Genomic DNA, 16,343 nt, shown 5'->3' with positions numbered 1-16,343 from the left:
CAGACGATTGAAGTCGACACTCGGCGACGGCTACACCACCATCGCCGAACACCGACAAGCACTGAGTGCATAACAACGAGACAAAGTCCCCCAAATGCACTCCAAGAATTTGTCCGCATCCCCTTTTTGTGCTGGCAGCCGGTTGTAGGTAGCCGGTTTCGGGGTGGGGGGGAACTTGGGGTGAGGCCGTGGGGCCTTGGGGTGGCCGCGGCTACGCGCTGAGCGCCGCCGCCGCCGGCCACCGCCCCCGCCCACACCGCCGAAGCGCTAGCGCTCGGCGAGCTTGGACAGCAGGTCGTCGCGCACCTCGCGGCGGCGGATCTTTCCCATCTGGTCCTTCGCCAGCTCGTCGAAGTGGTAGAAGGTGCGCGGGACCTTGTAGCGGGTGAGGCGCTCGCGGGCGAAGTCTTTGAGGCCGTCGGGGTCGAGGGCGGAGCCGTCGTTAAGCACGATGCATGCGACGACATCCTCGGAACCGTCGGCGCGCGGGCGGCCCACGACCGCGACATCAGCGACGTCCGGGTGGGTGCGGATGACTTCCTCGACCTCGGCCGGGTAGACGTTGAAGCCGCCGGTGATGATGAGCTCCTTGATGCGGGAGACCAGCTTGATAAAGCCGTCTTCCTCCATGATCCCCATGTCGCCGGTGCGGAACCAGCCGTCGTGGAAGACCTTTTCGGTGGCTTCGGGGTTGTTGAAGTAGCCGGAGAAGACCTGGGGGCCCTTGGCCAGGATTTCGCCGGCCTCGCCGAACGGCATGTCCTCGTCCGGGTTGTCGGGGTTGACGATGCGGATCTGCGTGTCGGGGAAGGGGATGCCGATGTAGCCGGGGCGGCGGTCGCCGGATTCGGGGTTGCCCACGATGATGGGGGAGGTTTCGGTGAGCCCGTAGCCCTCGACGAGGTGGCCGCCGGTGGCGCGCTCCCATTCCTCGATGACGTCGGCGGGCAGCGAGGATGCGCCGGAGAAGCCGATCTTGATGTCGGAAAGGTCGGCGTTTTTCTTCTTCGCCGTTTTCACGATGCGCTCAAAGACGGTGGGCACGCCCGGGACGAAGGTGGGCGGGGTGATGCGGATGGCCTTCATGATCAGGTCCATCTTCGGCGCGGGCAGGAGCACGAGCTCGGAGCCGACCAGCATGGTCAGCGTCAGCGAGAACGTCAGTCCGTAGGCGTGGAAGAACGGCAGGGTGGCCAGCATGCGCTGGTTGCCTTCCTGCAGCTCCTTGACCCAGGCCTGGCCCTGCAGCGGGTTGGCGATGAGGTTGCGGTGCGACAATGCGGCGCCCTTCGGGGTGCCTGTGGTGCCGGAGGTGTAGAGGATCACGGCGGTGGAGTCCGCGGTGACCTCCTCGGGCGTTTTCAGGTCGGCGCCTAATCCGCCGATGGCAGAGCTGGTCAGCGACTCCCAGGGCACCGTGTGCAGGGAGGTGTTCTTGCTGGTGGCGGTGAGCGCTCCACGGGCCTCCAGGATCTTGGGCAGCGGGATGCGCAGGGCGAGCTGCTGGGCGCGCGGCATGGCCTTGGTCATGTTGACGCTGACCACGGTTTCCAGCGCGGTGTCCGCGCGCAGTTTCTCCAGCGTGTCGGCGGCTTTGTCCCAGGCGATGGCGACGCGGGCGCCGTGGTCGATGAACTGGGGGCGCAGCTCGTGGGCGGTGTAGAGGGGGTTGTGCTCCACCACCACGCCGCCGATCATCTGCACGGCGAAGAAGGCGGCGACGTGCTGGGGGCAGTTGGGCAGCATGATGGCGACGCGGTCGCCGGGTCGCACGCCGAATGCTTTCAGCCCGGCGGCGGCGCGGCGCACTTCGCGGTCGAGCTCGCCGAAGGTTTGGGTGCGGCCGAAGAAGCGGGTGGCGATCCGGGAGACGTTCTTTGCAAGGTTGTCTTTGTACAGCTCGCCCAGAGTTTTCTCGCCGTACTCCAGCGAGTGCGCGGTCCACTCGGGGTAGTACTGCAGCCAGGGCTTTTCGTCGTTTACGTTGGATGGGGTGAGAGCCATGCGCACCACCCTACGCTTTTCTCACCCCTGAACCTACGGTTGCGTAAGCAACTGGAGGAGCGTGTCGCGCACTTCCCGCCGCCTGATCTTGCCGGTCTGGTCCCTGTTGAGCTGGTCAAAGTGGTAGAAGTCGCGCGGGACCTTGTAGCGGGTCAAGCGCTGCCGGGCGTAGGCCTTGAGGCCGTCGGGGTCGTGGGCGGAGCCGTCGATAAGCGTGATGCAGGCGACGACATCCTCGGAACCGTCCGGGCGCGGGCGCCCCACGACCGCGATGTCCTCGATGTCCGGGTGGTTGCGCATCACGCCTTCGACCTCGTCGGGGTAGACGTTGAAGCCGCCGGTGATGATCATTTCCTTGATGCGCGCGACGAGTTTGATCCAGCCGTCAGGCTCCATGACGGCCATGTCGCCGGTGCGGAACCAGCCGTCGTGGAAGGCGCGCTCGTTGGCTTCGGGGCTGTTGAGGTAGCCGGAGAAGACTTGCGGCCCGCGCGCGAGCAGCTCGCCGGGTTCGCCGTCGGGCATGGTGCGCGACGGGTCGTCGGGGTCGGCGATGCGGATCTCGGTGTTGGGAAACGGCAGGCCGATGTAGCCGGGCCGCCGCGTGCCGTCGAGGGGGTTGCCGGCCAGGATCGGGGCGGTTTCGGTCAGTCCGTAGCCCTCGATCAGGCGCCCGCCGGTGGCGTTTTCCCAGCGCTCGATGGTTTCCACGGGCAGGGTGGACGCGCCGGAGACGGAGGTGTGGATGGACGACAGGTCCGCGTTGGTTTCCACCGCCCACTCGATGATTTTGTCGTAGAGGGTGGGCACGCCCGGCAGCACGGTCGGGCGCGTTTTGGTGATCGCGGTCTGGTAGAGCTTCGGTTTCGGCGCCGGCACAAGCACCATTTCCGCGCCGATGCTCAGCGGCAGCGCGTAGTTCAGTGCGAGGCCGTAAATGTGGAACATCGGCAGCACACCGAGGACTTTCTCGCGCACCGCGCCCCAATCCTCCATCCACTCCATGCCGGCCTTGAGCACCGCGATGATGTTGCCGTGCGTCAGCGGCGCGCCCTTGGGCTTGCCGGAGGTGCCGGAGGTGTAGAGGATGAACGCCTGCATGTCCTGGGTGATCTGCGGGAAGTGCACGGAGCGGGAGCGCTGCCGCATGAACTCGCGCCACGGCATCGCGCCGGGGGCGGGTTTGGTCAGCTCGGCGCGCAGCTTGGTCACCGGCGGGATCGGCAGCGCGAGCGCGGCCCGCAGGTGCAGCGGGGTTTCCTCGAGCATGTTCACGGCCACCACCGTCTCGAGCTGGGTGCTTTTGCTTATTGACGCAAACGTCTCCGCCACCCTGTCAAAGACAATCGCTACCCGCGCCCCGTGGTCTTCGAATTGCGGCTGCAGCTCTGCCGCGGTGTAGAGCGGGTTGTGCTCCACCACGGTCGCGCCGAGTCGCAGGATGGCAGTGACGGCGATGACGTGCTGCGGGCAGTTCGGCAGCGCGACGGCCACGCGGTCTCCGCGGCGCACGCCGAGTTGCGTTAGTGCTGCGGCGGCGCGGGCGACCTGCTCGTTGAGCTGGCTGTAGGTAAGCGTTTTGCTCATGAACCAGGTGGCGGTGCTCTTCGGCTGCATGGCCACCGACTGGTTGAACCAGCTGACCAGGGTGTCCGTCCCGATGTCGGGGTTGGGGTCGGTCCACTCGGCGTAGTGGTCGATCCAGGCTTTGGTGTCAAAGGCTCCCACGGAAATCCTCCTTGTTGTTAGTTGGGCAAAACAAGTTGGCGACAAGTGTAATCTACGTTGCGGTAAGTTTGTTGCGCTGCAGGGTGGGCGGGTTTGCTCTAGGCTGTGGCGCGAAACCATTCGAGGGGGAATTGGGGGAAACCATGACTACCTATTTCGAGCCGTCCATCGACACCGATGCCGGGTTTGAGCTCACACCGCCCGCAGTGCTGGACCAGTCCAACTTGGTGGACCCGGTGAAGGCGCCGCCCAAGCAGGGCTGGCGCAAACTCATCCACTCCGCCACGCGCGGCCGCATCAACCCGGGAGGCTCCCGGCGGGAGCTGGAGCAGCAGCAGCTTTTCGACGCCATCCGGGCACCCCTGCGCGGCGACTACCGCATCGCAGTGATGAGCCTGAAAGGAGGCGTGGGCAAAACCACCACCACGGTCGCGCTCGGCGGCGTGTTCGCGCAGACCCGCGGCGACCGCGTCATCGCCATCGACGCCAACCCGGACCTGGGTACCCTGGCCCAGCGCGCCGCCACCGCGCCGCCGGCCACCATCCGCGACCTGCTGCAGGCGCCGGGCACGGAGCGCTATCCGCAGGTGCGCGCCTACACCAACCAGGCATCCTCGCGCCTGGAAGTCATCGGCTCCGAGCGCGACCCGGCCGTCAGCGAGGCGTTTTCGGAGGACGACTACCGCCGCGCCATCGACATCCTGCAGCACCACTACAACGTCATCCTCACCGACTGCGGCACAGGCCTGATGCACTCCGCCATGGCCGGCGTTTTGGATTTGGCCAACGCGCTGGTGCTGGTGACCTCGCCGGCGCTCGACGGGGCCCAGTCCGCCTCCGCCACCCTGGACTGGCTGAACCTGCACGGCTACGACCAGCTCGCTGCCAACGCCGTGGTGGTCGTCTCCGCGTCCGCGCCGGGCAAGCCGACCATCGACATGGCCAAGGTCGCCGACCACTTCGCCTCCCGCGCCCGCGCAGTGCACACCATCCCGTACGACCGCCACCTCGCCGAGGGAGCGGTGATCGACTTGGAGCGCGTCGCGCCCGCCACGTTGAAGGCCTACCAGCACCTCGCGGCTACGGTCGCGGCGGACTTCGGCTCCTGGCACCGGCACGCGGCGCTCTGACGGCGCGGTCATGCAGGATCGTTCATTCGCCCGTGAATCATTTCGCCGTGCGATTTTGGTGACCTGGGGATAGTGAATTATGTAACCGTCCAAGTGGCAACTAATTCACTGATCGGCTCCCGGCGAGTGAACTATTCTGCCCGTCCACCCACCCGCCGCGCTAGTCTTGCCCGCATGCGCGTCGCCATGATTTCCATGCACACCTCCCCGCTCGAGCAGCCGGGGACCGGCGACGCCGGCGGCATGAACGTCTACGTCCACAACACCGCCACCCAGCTGGCCCGCAAGGGCACCACGGTGGACGTGTTCACGCGAGCCACCCGCCCCAGCCAGGGTGAGGTGGTAGAGGTGGAACCCGGCTACCGGGTTATCAACGTGGTGGCCGGGCCGTACGAGGGGCTGGAGAAGCACGACCTGCCCACCCAGCTCGCCGCGTTTTCCGGCGGGGTGGTGCAGTTCGCCCGCGCGAACGACGAAAACTACGACCTGATCCATTCCCACTACTGGCTCTCCGGCCAGGTGGGGTGGCTCTTGGCGGACCTGGCCGGCATCCCGCTGGTACATACCGGGCACACCTGGGCGGCGGTGAAAAACGCCTACGCCACCGAATCCGAAGAGTCGGAGGCGCGCCGCATCTGCGAGCAGCAGTTGGTGGACAACGCCGAGGTCTTAGTGGTCAACACCCCGGATGAAACGAGCGAGCTCGCGCGCTTCTACGACGTGGACCCGGCGAAGATCTCCGTGGTCAGCCCCGGCGCGGACACGGAGCTGTTTACCCCCGGCACGAATCGCAACACGGAGCTGGCGCGCCGCCACCTGGGCATTCCGCTGCACGCGAAGGTGGTGGCGTTTGTGGGCCGGCTGCAGGATTTCAAGGGCCCGCAGGTGCTGATCCAGGCGATGGGGGAGGTGGTGCGCCGCGGCCGGGTCGACGGCCCGTTGCGCGTGATCATCTGCGGCGGCGCGAGTGGTGCGGGTTCGTCGGTGGAGCGCTACCGCGAGCTCGCGGCGTCGGAAGGCATTGGCGGCTGCACCCGTTTCCTCGGGCCGCGGCCGCCGGAGGAGCTGGTGAGCATCTACCAGGCCGCGGACATCGTCGCCGTGCCCAGCTACAACGAAAGTTTCGGGCTCGTGGCGGTGGAGGCGCAGGCCGCGGGCACTCCTGTCGTCGCGGCGCGCGTCGGGGGCCTCCCGCTCGCGGTCGCGGACGGTCAGACGGGCCTGCTGGTTCAGGGCCACGGCACGGAGGCGTGGGCACAAGCACTGGAGCAATTGCTTATCGACGATCCCACGCGCATCCACATGGGCGAACAGGCCGTCAGCCACGCAAAAGCGTTTAGCTGGGCCGCCTCGGCGGACAAGCTGATAGAGGTCTACACCGACACCCTGTCCGGCTACGTCCCGGGCGAGGCCACCCGGGACGCGGGCGGAATGTAGCTAGAGGCGCTTGCCGATCTCCTCGCCGAGGGATGCCCCGCCCCAATAGCCGATGCGGTCGGAGTGGTATCCGATGGCGCGGTTGATCTCCGCCGGGTCGAACTGGCCCTGCGAGGCCTTCTGCGCCAGGCCGGCTGCTTCCTGTTGGGCGTTGTCGACGGCCTTGCGGAGCTCGTCGCGAGGCACCGGCTGCTTGAAGTCGGGGTTGAGGCGCTCGATCTCGGCCGCGACGCGCTCTTCCTCATCCCCGGAGGTGGTGAAGTTCTCGCGCGGCGCGGTGGAGTCGGTGGGGGTGAACACTTCGTTGACGTGGCCGTCGGGGATGCCGTAAGCGTCCTCGATAATGCGGTCCACAGGCTGCGCCTTGCCGAGCGGCCCGAGCGTCATGGAGGACACGCCGATGGCGGCGCCGTCTCGCGGGTCGAAGTTCACGCCGCCGGAGTCGCCCTGCACGTAGTTCAGCCCCCAGCTGTAGATGCCGTTTCTTGTGCGGCCGATCTGCTTGGCGCAGGTGCGGCCCGTGGTGGCGCCGTCCTTGCAGATGGGCTGGCCGAAGTTGTCGACCGAGACCTCACCCGGAGCAAGCGTGCGGAAGTCGCGCACATGCGTGATCTTCACCGGTTCGCCCTGCACGCCGCCGTTGAAGTCGCGGGAGTGGGACAGGCCGGTTTCGGTCACGCCGTCGTCGATGCGCACCACGCCCCAGTCGGCAGTGCGGATGGACTGCATCGGGTCGCTCAGGTTCATGGCTTCCGGGGTGACGTGGTTGGACGCCACGCGCTCGCCGAAGCGCTTGTACTCGGTGCCCACGGGGGCGTAGAACTCGTTTTTCACCTCCGGGAAGCCGGGCATGGTGTTCACGCAATGGGAGACAGTGAGCATCACACGCTGCGGTTCCTCGCCAGGCAGGTGCAGGGTGCCGTTGGGGCCTTGGGAGCAGGTGCCGGCCCAGCCGTCGCGCGGCATGGTCAGTTTCTGGCCGTTGGGCAGGTCGATTGTTTTCGGCGGGTCCTGGGGGAACCCTCGCATCGGCGCGCCGGGTGCGACGAGCGCGGGCGCGGCTTCCGCCGGCGCGGGGAGGGCCTGAAGTGCGAGCATGCTGGCTGCTGCAAGTGCTGTTGCTGGTGTTCGAAGGCTGAATCGCATGAGAATTACCTTAACGTGCAAACCCGGCCCATAGGGCGATATCGTTGCCATGCTTTTCGACGAGCCGCTGAACCTCACCAGCGTCCACCCCGCCACGCAGCGCCCGGCGCGCGGTTTCGTGGGCGGCTTGGCCCGCCTCGTTTACGGCGCGGCGCAGCTCCGTCTTCGGGTTCGGCGGGACGTACCCGGGGTTGAGCTCGCGCGTGGCCCGGTCGATGCGTTCGCGTTCCGCGCCACTGGTGGTGAACTCCGCGCGCGGGGCGGTGCCTGCGATCTGGAACGCCTGGTTAACCTGGCCGTCGGGGATGCCGTAGGCGCTCTCGAGCGCGCGGTCCGCGGCCTGGGAGACGAACAGCGGCCCGATCACGCCGTTGGAGGTGCCGATGACGGCGCCGTCGCGCGGGTCGATGTTCACCCCGCCCGAGTCGCCCATTTCCGCCGCGACGCCGACGCTGTAGACGGTGTCGCGGCCGCGGGCGATCTGCCTTCCGCAGGACCGCCCGGTGGTGGCGCCGTCTTTGCAGATCGGCTGGCTGAAGTTGTCCACGGAGAACTCGCCGGGGCGAAGCGTGCGGTGGTCGCGGATGCCGGTGAGCTGCACAGGGGCACCCGCAGAACCGCCGGCTGCGTCGCGGGAGTGGGAGAGGTTCGTGGCGGTGGCGGAGTCGTCGATACGCACGAACGCCCAGTCGGGTTCCGTGAGCGCTGCGGGCAGATCGGCGAGCGAGTGGGTCTCGGTGGTGGGCCCGCTATTCGGGCCGCGGGTGCCGATGCGGGTGTAGCTGTCGCCGACTGGCACGGTGACCTCGGTGGACGGCTCCGGCATGCCGGGGATCCGGTTCACGCAATGCGAGGCGGTGAGCATCACGCGTTGCGGGCCCGTCGGGGTGGCGACGGTGCCGGTCGGGCCCTGCGAGCAGGTGACGGTGTAGAGCTCCGGGGGCGCGTTGAGCCGCTCACCCCACGGCGTGGCCGCCTGCGCGGGCGGGTTGACGGCGGGGACGCGGAAGGGGGCGCCAGGGGCGGCGAGCGCAGGCTCCGCGGCCTGTGCCGTGAATGTGGTTAGCGGCGCCGCCAGGGACAACAACAGCGCTGCGGCGGCGAGAGACGCAGGGGTTTTCATACCTCCAGTGTAAGTCCGCGGACCCGGTGTTTCATGTGGTCAGCGGTGTGATCTAGCGCAGGAACGCGTCGACGGCGCCGCGCACATCGCCCGCGTGCTGCTGCGCCGCCGCGTTCGCGCGGCCGGCGAGGTCTTGCGCCGCCGCGACTGGATCCTCAGCCTGCGGCAGCTGCGCGGCTTCCGCGCTGAACCGCGCCGCGTCCGCCTGCGCGCCCATGACGGCGCGGTCGAGCAGCTCGCGTGGCTGGGGGCCGTCGACAAGCTGCGGTGCATTGTTGGGCGAGAAATTCGCGACCTCCTCGTACAGCGGCGCGAAATCGGCGCGCGGCGCGGGCGCTGCCGGGGTGAACGCTTCGTTGACATGGCCGTCGGGGATGCCGTAGGCGTCCTCAAGTGCGCGATCCACCTGCTGCGAGTTGCCGAACGGGCCGAAGCCGATGATGCTCAGCCCCACAGCCTCGCCGGTGCGCGGGTCGTAGTTGATGCCGCCGGAATCGCCCGACTCGTAACCCACGCCGAAGTGCCACACGAAGTTCTGGGTGCGGAACATCTGCACGCCGCACGAGCGGCCGGTGCGCATCCCGTCCTTGCAGATGGGTTGGCCGGCGTTGTCGAAGCTGATCAGCTCGTCGCCGCGCAGGTTGCGGTAGTCCTTCACCCCCGTGATCGCCGCCGGCGCGGACGGGCCGCGGCCCTTCTGATCCACCGACGACGACGCGCCTGACGCCTCCACGCCGGGAGCGAGACGCACCGTGACCCAATCGGGCTCGTCGATGATGCGGTAGAAGTCCATCAACTCGCCGTTGCCCAGCTCAAACGGGGTGCGTTGCCTATCGACGTCCCCCACCCGCGGGTAGGCCACCTTCCCGCCTTCGCGCAGCGGCGCGAACACGACCGGGCGGACAGTCTTGCTCTTGGACTCCATGCAGTGCGCCGCAGTGACCATCACCTGCTTCGTCTCACCGTCCGGGGTGCGCACGGTACCAACCGGGCCCTGGCTGCACCGCGCGGTGTGGACGAAGGAATCGGAGCCTTCGTCGAGCATGGCGATCGGCGCGCCGGGAGCGGCGAGCGCGGGGGCTGCCGCGGCGGCGGTGGGCGCGGCGGGGGAGGCGAGGGCGACGCAGGCGGCGGCGAGGCTGGCGGCGAGGGCGGAAGCGGAGCGGGGTGAAAACATGCCTTCAGACTCTAAACCCCCGACAAACCCCCGACAGTTTCGCCCATCCGTGGCATGCTTGAAGGCATGGGTAACGGAAAGCTGATTCTCGTTCGCCACGGGCAGAGCGAGTGGAACAAGTCGAACCAGTTCACCGGCTGGGTCGATGTGGACCTGACCGAACAGGGCGAGGCCGAAGCCGTCAACGCCGGCAAGCTCATGGAAGAAAAGGGTCTCCTGCCGGACATCCTGTTCACTTCGCTGCTGCGCCGCGCGATCCGCACTGCGAACATCTCGCTGAACGCGGCTGACCGCCACTGGATCCCGGTGGAGCGCAGCTGGCGCCTCAACGAGCGCCACTACGGCAAGCTCCAGGGCCTGAACAAGGCGGAGATCCGCGAGGAGTTTGGCGAGGAGCAGTTCATGCAGTGGCGCCGCTCCTACGACACCCCGCCGCCGGAGATTGACACGGAGAACGAGTACGCGCAGACCAACGACCCGCGCTACGCCTTCCTGCCTGAGGCGCCGCGCACCGAGTGCCTCAAGGACGTGGTGGAGCGCTTCCTGCCGTACTACATCGACGTCATCGCGCCGCACGCCATGGCAGGTAAGAACGTCATGATCGCAGCGCACGGCAACTCGCTGCGCGCGCTGGTGAAGTACCTGGACAACATCTCCGACGAGGAGATCGCCGGGCTGAACATCCCCACTGGCATGCCGCTGGTGTACGAGATCGACGAGACCGGCAAGGTGCTCAACCCGGGCGGCACCTACCTGGACCCGGAGGCCGCTGAGGCTGGCGCCGCTGCTGTGGCGAACCAGGGGCAGAAGTAAGCCTCGAATCACACCGTGACGCCGATTCTCGCTTTTTTCATCGGCGCCGCGCTGACCGTGCCCGCTGTGCTGCTCGGCCAGCGGGCGCTTCGTTGGCGCGCCCGCAACCGGGCGGATGACGGCGGGCAGGACGACACCGCAGCCGCAGTGAGCCAGGTCCTTCACCTGGTCACGCAGGGCTCGCCGACCGGAATCGCTGTCATCAACCGCGCCGGCAACGTGATGCTGTCCAACGCGCGCGCCCACGACATGTCCATCGTGCACGACGGTAGCGTCAACCCGCGTGTGCTCGAGGTGGTCGAAGAGGTGCTTGAGCAGCAGGAAGAGCAGGTGCTGGACCTGGATTTGCCGCAGCGCACCACGGGCAGCCGTATCCGCAACGTGCGCGCGCTGATTGCGCCGCTGATGCTGACGGACAACTCCTACGCCATCGTGTACGGCTCTGACGAGTCTGAAAACGTGCGCATGGAAAACGCGCGCCGCGACTTCGTGGCAAACGTCTCCCACGAACTGAAAACCCCGGTCGGAGGCATAGCGCTTCTTGCCGAGGCACTGCTGCAGGACCCGACGGACCCGGAGATGGTGGACTACTTCGGCACCAAGCTGCACAAGGAGGCCCACCGCATGGGGGAGATGATCACGGATCTGATCTCCCTGTCCAAGCTTCAGGGCGCGGAGGCGCTGCCGGACATGGCGCCGGTGCGTGTGGACGACATCGTGGACGACGCGGTTGCCCGCAACCTGGTCGCCGCTGAAAACCACGGCATTGAACTCACCCGCGGCCAGCGTTTGGGGCTGCGGGTGATGGGGGACCGGGCGATGCTCACCGTGGCGGTGTCCAACCTGATCACCAACGCGATCAACTATTCGCCGAGCGGGCAGCCGGTGAGCGTGACACAGAAGCTGGTGCGCGACAATGTGGTGCTGATCCGGGTCACGGACCGCGGCATCGGCATCGCGCCGGAGGACCAGAAGCGCGTGTTCGAGCGGTTCTACAGGGTGGATAAGGCGCGCTCGCGTTCCACGGGCGGCACGGGGCTGGGTTTGGCCATCGTGAAGCATGTGGTGGCGAACCATGGCGGTAGCATTACGTTGTGGTCGAGGCCTGGGACGGGCTCCACGTTCACCATTGAGCTGCCCCTGTATGACCCCGAGGCCGCCGGCAGAGCAGAAAAGGAAGAGTGAAGTGACGACCATTCTCATCGTTGAAGACGAGGAATCGCTGTCCGACCCTTTGGCCTACCTGTTGCGCAAGGAAGGCTTCGAGGCGGTTGTGGCCGCAGACGGGCAGGCGGGGCTGGACCTGTTCGCCTCCCAGGACATCGACCTGGTGCTGCTGGACCTGATGCTGCCGGGGATGAGCGGCACGGAGGTGTGCAAGAAGCTGCGCGCCGAGTCTTCGGTGCCGATCATCATGGTCACCGCCCGCGACAGCGAGATCGACAAGGTTGTGGGCCTGGAGCTGGGCGCGGACGATTACGTGACTAAGCCGTACTCCACCCGCGAGCTGGTCGCCCGCATCCGCGCGGTGCTGCGCCGCGGCCCGGAGACCGAGGTAGTCGAGGAGGACGACGAGCAGCTGCTGCAGGGCGGCCGCGTGACCATGGACGTGGAGCGCCACACGGTGCTTGTGGACGGCCAGCCGGTGCCCATGCCGCTCAAAGAGTTCGACCTGCTGGAGTACCTGCTGCGCAACGCCGGCCGGGTGCTCACGCGCGGCCAGCTGATCGACCGCATCTGGGGCGCCGATTACGTCGGCGACACCAAGACCCTGGACGTGCACGTCAAGCGCCTGCGCACGAAGATCGAGGCCCAGCCGTCGCGACCCACCCAGCTCGTCACTGTGCGCGGCCTGGGCTACAAATTCGAAGCGTAAGCGCGGCTACTCGCGCGCGGCTTGGGTTGCTGGGTGGGTGGCCCGGAGGTCGTCGCTAAGCTGGGCGCGCTTTTCGCAATGCTTGGCGACGACACGGTACGGCTTTTCGCCGATCAGCGCGACAAGCTCGTCTTTCATCGACTGCCAAATCGGCGTGCCACCGGTGTGGCACGCGGGGGCGGAGGTGCACCACCAGTCGAAGTCCTCTCCGCCGCCGCCCCACTGACGGCGGTGGTACTCGCCGATGGTGGTGCGCAGAATCTCCTGGCCGTCTGAGCGCTCCTCCCAGGCGTCCTCGCGGGAAAACGGCACCTGCCAGCACACCTCCGGTTTGGTGCCCACGATGTTGCGCCCTTCCGCCATGGCGAACTGGTGGAACGCGCAGCCCGCGCCGGTGGGGTGGCCGGGGCGGTTGGCGAAGATGCAGGCGCCGTCGACGACCTTGGTTTTGATGTGGGGGCCGGCCTCCTCGTCGTCGGGGTCGGGCTCGAGCGCGTTGTCGTCCTCTTCCTCGTCCCACTCCAGCCACGGCTCGAGCCACGTCGGGTCGTTGGCCGCGAAGTAGGCGTCCGTCTCTGCGGGCCGCAGCTGCCAGTACTTCGCCGGCATGTCCTTCACCGCGTTGTAGACGGTGTCGCGGTCTTCCTCGTCCGCGATGTAGGCGCCGTGGATGCAGCAGCCCACGGCCGGGTTGGATTCGTCGATGCCGTGGCACTCAGGGGTGCCGAAGCGGCAGGACCAGGTGGCCTCCGCCCAGGTCAGGTCGATGGAGAAGATGTGGTTCGGGTCGTCCGGGTGGACGAACTCGAACCATTCGCGCGGGAAATCGGGGCGGGTTTCGCGGCCCGCCAGGATGGAGCGGCCGGCTGGCGAGTCCGCCGGGAAGCCGAGAAAAACGGGTTTCGGGGCTGGTTGATTCACACCTGGACACGGTAGACCCGTTACCCTGGGGTGGTGCGATTAGGTGTATTAGATGTCGGCAGCAACACGATCCATCTCGTGGCGGTCGACGCGTACAGCGGTAGCCGGCCGACGCCGATGAGCGATTGGAAGCAGCCGCTGCGTCTCGTTGAGCTGCTGGACAAAAAGGGCAATATCGAGGACAAGGGCGTGGACAAGCTCGTCGACGCTGTCCAGGAGGCCTCCGACCTCGCGGACAACCTCAAGTGCGAGGAGCTCGTGGCGTTCGCCACCTCCGCGGTGCGCTCGGCCACCAACTCCGCGGACGTGCTCAAGCGCGTGGAGAAGAAGACCGGCGTGAAGCTGAACATCCTCTCCGGCGAGGAGGAAGCGCGGCTGACGTTTTTGGCGGCGCGCCGCTGGCACGGCTGGTCCGCGGGCCGCATCACCAACTTCGACATCGGCGGCGGCTCCCTGGAGATCTCCACGGGCACCGAGGAGATGCCGGACCTGGCGGTGTCCCTGGACCTGGGCGCGGGGCGCTTGACCCACGAGTGGTTCGACACCGACCCGCCGGAGCGCAAGAAGATCAACATGCTGCGCGACTACATCGACGCGGAACTCGCCGGTCCTGCCGAGCAGTTCAAGGCGATGGGGGAGACCGGTCTGGCCGTGGGCACGTCCAAGACGTTCCGCTCGCTGGCGCGCCTCACCGGCGCCGCGCCGTCGTCTGCTGGCCCGTTCGTGCAGCGCACCCTCACCGCGCCGGGTCTGCGCCAGCTCATCGCGTTCATTTCCCGCATGACGGCGGCGGACCGCGCGGAGCTCGAGGGCATCAACTCGGACCGCTCCCACCAGATCGTCGCAGGTGCGCTGGTGGCGGAAGCTGCGATGCGTGCGTTGAATGTTGATAAGTTAGAGATCTGCCCGTGGGCCTTGCGTGAGGGTGTGATTCTCAAGCGCATCGACAAGGGGTCTTTGGACGCTGAGATTCAAGCCAAAAAAGGAGACGACAACTAATGGCCGACAAACAGCTCACAGTTGCCGAGCTCCTCGCGCGCGCCGAAAAGGAAAACCCGTCCGGCGCGCGCCGCCCGCGTCGCCGCCGCAGCCTCGAGGACGGCGGCGTTTCCGTCGCCGAGCTGACCGACTCGTTTAAGAAGGTCGAGGCCAAGCCGGCTGAGGTGAAGCACTCCAGCGTGCCTATCGACGCACCTTCGGATACCCCCAAAAAGACCCCCACCCAGGCGCCGAAACCTGAGCCGACGCCGGCCGCGCAGAAGCCGGCGTCGAAGACCGAGCCGAAGCCGGTGTCGAAGGTGGCTCCGAAGCCGGTGCCAGAGGCCGAGACGAAGGTGGCGCCGAAGCTGGCTGACAAGCCCGCGCAGGCGGAGTCCGTGAAACTGCGTCCGGCAGCCAAGCCGGCTGAGCAGGCTCCCAAGCCGGTGGAAAAGCCGGCCACTGCACCTGTGTCGAAGCCGGTATCCAAGCCTGTAGAGAAGCCCGCCCCGGCGCCCGCGGCTTCCACCACCACGAAGGTTCAGCCGGCCAGCGACGACACGACGGTGCTGCGCAAGGTCGAAGCTGAGCCCGAGGACGAAGCTAAGCCCGAGGGCAAGGCGGAGCCCGTCGTAAAGCAAGAGCTCGCGCAGTCGGACGACACGGGCGAGATCCGCACCGTCGACGCGCCGGAGCCGCAGGCGCGCGAGGACTCCCTCGACGCCCCTGAGGCCGAATACGACACCGACTACGAGGTCGAGGAGGCGTCGGTCAACCCGATCCTGCTGGTCCTGCTGGTGTTCTTCGGCGTGCTGCTGGGTGTGCTGGGCTTTTTGGCGTTCAAGTGGCTGTGGGCCAACACGATGGCGATTGTGGCGGGGCTGGTCGGCGTCGCCGCGGTGGCCGCGGTGGTCGCCGCCGTCGGCGCGATGGCGGGCGGCCGCGACAAGGTCACCATGATCATCGCTGGCCTGGCCGCCGCCGTGGTGGCCTTCGGCCCGGCACTGCTGTAAAACGCGCAACGACTTTTCAAAGGAGCGACATGGAACGCATCGCCGTCATTGGTGCAGGCAATATCGGCGAGGCTTTCATCTCGGGCCTCGTTGCCAATGGGGTGGCGCCGGGGTCTATTACGGCGACGAACCGGTCCGAGTCCCGCGGCGCGGAGCTTGCGGAGCGCTATGGCGTGCGCACCACCTCCGACAACCGCGAGGCCGTCCGCGACGCGGACGTGGCGCTGCTGTGCATCAAACCCGCGCAGATCCTGGACGTCATCGCGGAGGTCGGCGAGGAGCTGACCGACTCCGGCTCCGCCACCGTGCTGGTCTCCATGGCCGCGGGCGTGACCCTCGCCGCGATGGAAGACGCCGTCTCCGCCGCCGGTACCCCGATCGTGCGTGTCATGCCGAATACGCCGATGCTGGTGGGCAAGGGCGTGCTCGCCACTGCGTGCGGACGGTTTGTCACCGACGAGCAGCGCGACGCCGTGGTGGAGCTGCTCTCCGCCGCAGGCCAGGTGGTTCAGGTCGCCGAATCTCAGATGGACGCCGTGACCGCGATCTCCGGGTCCGGGCCGGCGTACTTCTTCCTGGTGGCCGAGGCGCTCGTGGACGCGGGCGTGTCGCTCGGCCTGCCGCGCGACCTGGCGGAGCAGCTGGCGTGCGCGACCGCCGCGGGCGCCGGCGCGATGCTCGAGGGCGAAGACAGCCCCGTGCAGCTGCGGGCGAAGGTCTCCTCGCCGGCCGGCACCACGGTCCGCGCGATCCGCGAGCTGGAGGAGTCGGGCCTGCGCGGTGCGTTCTACCGCGCCACCGAGATCTGCGCGGAGCGCTCGGACGAGCTGGGCAAGTAGCCCAAATCCCAACTTTCACAACCGTTTCTGTGGGTTCACTGCCTGCACTTTGAAGATTTTCTTCCACTTAAGTCGCACTCGACGCTGGTTTCACGTTAGGGTGGTTCAAGCACGTGCGTGTTCGTCCTGCGGGAGGGGAAGCCTGCAGCGCGTTTGCG

General features: G+C 67.4%; 13 protein-coding genes and 1 pseudogene. 8 read left to right on the top strand and 6 right to left on the bottom strand.

Annotated elements, in window-relative coordinates:
- Nucleotides 1-267: 267 nt before the first annotated feature.
- Together O5O53_RS02060 and O5O53_RS02055 are read right to left on the bottom strand one after the other, a co-directional pair.
- Nucleotides 268-2,004 carry a long-chain-fatty-acid--CoA ligase gene (locus tag O5O53_RS02060; protein WP_269508558.1) on the bottom strand — a complete coding sequence of 579 codons (1,737 nt, stop codon included), beginning with the start codon at nt 2,002-2,004 and terminating at the stop codon, nt 268-270.
- A 33-nt stretch (nt 2,005-2,037) separates the two neighbouring features.
- A complete protein-coding gene (locus O5O53_RS02055) occupies nt 2,038-3,732 on the bottom strand; it encodes a long-chain-fatty-acid--CoA ligase (protein WP_269508554.1) in 1,695 nt (564 codons plus the stop codon).
- Between the two features lie 143 nt (nt 3,733-3,875).
- Between O5O53_RS02055 and O5O53_RS02050 the strand changes: the two genes are divergently transcribed.
- Nucleotides 3,876-4,862, top strand: a complete 987-nt coding sequence (locus O5O53_RS02050) for a MinD/ParA family ATP-binding protein (protein ID WP_269508551.1) — start codon at nt 3,876-3,878, stop codon at nt 4,860-4,862.
- Nucleotides 4,863-5,036: 174 nt separating this feature from the next.
- Nucleotides 5,037-6,299 (top strand): D-inositol-3-phosphate glycosyltransferase, encoded by a 1,263-nt coding sequence (gene mshA, locus O5O53_RS02045; protein ID WP_269508547.1) that lies wholly within the window; start codon nt 5,037-5,039, stop codon nt 6,297-6,299.
- On the opposite strand, the gene O5O53_RS02040 is transcribed toward mshA, so the two are convergent.
- The 3 genes from O5O53_RS02040 to O5O53_RS02030 are packed head-to-tail and all read right to left on the bottom strand — an operon-like array spanning nt 6,300 to nt 9,745.
- A complete protein-coding gene (locus tag O5O53_RS02040) occupies nt 6,300-7,397 on the bottom strand; it encodes a chymotrypsin family serine protease (protein ID WP_239307416.1) in 1,098 nt (365 codons plus the stop codon). It abuts the gene before it with no gap.
- Between the two features lie 58 nt (nt 7,398-7,455).
- Nucleotides 7,456-8,568: a chymotrypsin family serine protease gene (locus O5O53_RS02035; protein ID WP_269508545.1), complete on the bottom strand. Its 1,113-nt coding sequence runs from the start codon at nt 8,566-8,568 to the stop codon at nt 7,456-7,458.
- 52 nt (nt 8,569-8,620) lie between these two features.
- The gene (locus tag O5O53_RS02030; protein ID WP_269508541.1) at nt 8,621-9,745 is read right to left on the bottom strand and encodes a chymotrypsin family serine protease; all 1,125 of its coding nucleotides are present in this window, start codon (nt 9,743-9,745) and stop codon (nt 8,621-8,623) included.
- Between the two features lie 66 nt (nt 9,746-9,811).
- Between O5O53_RS02030 and O5O53_RS02025 the strand changes: the two genes are divergently transcribed.
- Genes O5O53_RS02025 through O5O53_RS02015 form a run of 3 tightly spaced genes read left to right on the top strand, consistent with a single transcriptional unit; the run spans nt 9,812 to nt 12,434 of the window.
- Nucleotides 9,812-10,558 carry a phosphoglyceromutase gene (locus O5O53_RS02025; protein ID WP_269508538.1) on the top strand — a complete coding sequence of 249 codons (747 nt, stop codon included), beginning with the start codon at nt 9,812-9,814 and terminating at the stop codon, nt 10,556-10,558.
- A 15-nt stretch (nt 10,559-10,573) separates the two neighbouring features.
- Nucleotides 10,574-11,743: a sensor histidine kinase gene (locus O5O53_RS02020; RefSeq protein WP_269508536.1), complete on the top strand. Its 1,170-nt coding sequence runs from the start codon at nt 10,574-10,576 to the stop codon at nt 11,741-11,743.
- Nucleotide 11,744: 1 nt separating this feature from the next.
- Nucleotides 11,745-12,434, top strand: a complete 690-nt coding sequence (locus tag O5O53_RS02015) for a response regulator (protein ID WP_181889699.1) — start codon at nt 11,745-11,747, stop codon at nt 12,432-12,434.
- A gap of 6 nt (nt 12,435-12,440) precedes the next feature.
- Here O5O53_RS02015 and O5O53_RS02010 read toward each other — a convergent pair whose 3' ends face one another.
- Nucleotides 12,441-13,355, bottom strand: coding sequence for a DUF3109 family protein (locus tag O5O53_RS02010; protein WP_181889700.1), 915 nt, complete (start codon nt 13,353-13,355; stop codon nt 12,441-12,443).
- A gap of 33 nt (nt 13,356-13,388) precedes the next feature.
- Between O5O53_RS02010 and O5O53_RS02005 the strand changes: the two genes are divergently transcribed.
- The 3 genes and pseudogenes from O5O53_RS02005 to proC all read left to right on the top strand — a co-directional run.
- Nucleotides 13,389-14,354 (top strand): Ppx/GppA family phosphatase, encoded by a 966-nt coding sequence (locus O5O53_RS02005; RefSeq protein WP_239307410.1) that lies wholly within the window; start codon nt 13,389-13,391, stop codon nt 14,352-14,354.
- The gene (locus O5O53_RS02000) at nt 14,354-15,346 is read left to right on the top strand and encodes a hypothetical protein (protein ID WP_269508534.1); all 993 of its coding nucleotides are present in this window, start codon (nt 14,354-14,356) and stop codon (nt 15,344-15,346) included. Before O5O53_RS02005 ends, O5O53_RS02000 begins: the two co-directional genes overlap by 1 nt.
- A gap of 17 nt (nt 15,347-15,363) precedes the next feature.
- A pseudogene (proC, locus tag O5O53_RS01995) lies at nt 15,364-16,185 on the top strand (pyrroline-5-carboxylate reductase); the annotation flags it as partial.
- Nucleotides 16,186-16,343 lie beyond the last annotated feature (158 nt).

Source organism: Corynebacterium faecium, assembly GCF_027257105.1.
In the GTDB taxonomy this organism is placed as follows: Bacteria; Actinomycetota; Actinomycetes; order Mycobacteriales; family Mycobacteriaceae; genus Corynebacterium; species Corynebacterium lehmanniae.
Note: the sequence above shows the minus strand (reverse complement) of the source record. Positions and strands in the feature narration are given on the sequence as shown.

Excerpts from the sequence above, each read along its gene's own strand:
- O5O53_RS02035 (WP_269508545.1), bottom strand. The coding sequence starts at position 8,568 with ATGAAAACCCCTGCGTCTCTCGCCGCCGCAGCGCTGTTGTTGTCCCTG.
- O5O53_RS02025 (WP_269508538.1), top strand. The coding sequence starts at position 9,812 with ATGGGTAACGGAAAGCTGATTCTCGTTCGCCACGGGCAGAGCGAGTGG.
- O5O53_RS02060 (WP_269508558.1), bottom strand. The coding sequence starts at position 2,004 with ATGGCTCTCACCCCATCCAACGTAAACGACGAAAAGCCCTGGCTGCAG.
- O5O53_RS02040 (WP_239307416.1), bottom strand. The coding sequence starts at position 7,397 with ATGCTCGCACTTCAGGCCCTCCCCGCGCCGGCGGAAGCCGCGCCCGCG.
- O5O53_RS02030 (WP_269508541.1), bottom strand. The coding sequence starts at position 9,745 with ATGTTTTCACCCCGCTCCGCTTCCGCCCTCGCCGCCAGCCTCGCCGCC.
- mshA (WP_269508547.1), top strand. The coding sequence starts at position 5,037 with ATGCGCGTCGCCATGATTTCCATGCACACCTCCCCGCTCGAGCAGCCG.
- O5O53_RS02050 (WP_269508551.1), top strand. The coding sequence starts at position 3,876 with ATGACTACCTATTTCGAGCCGTCCATCGACACCGATGCCGGGTTTGAG.
- O5O53_RS02000 (WP_269508534.1), top strand. The coding sequence starts at position 14,354 with ATGGCCGACAAACAGCTCACAGTTGCCGAGCTCCTCGCGCGCGCCGAA.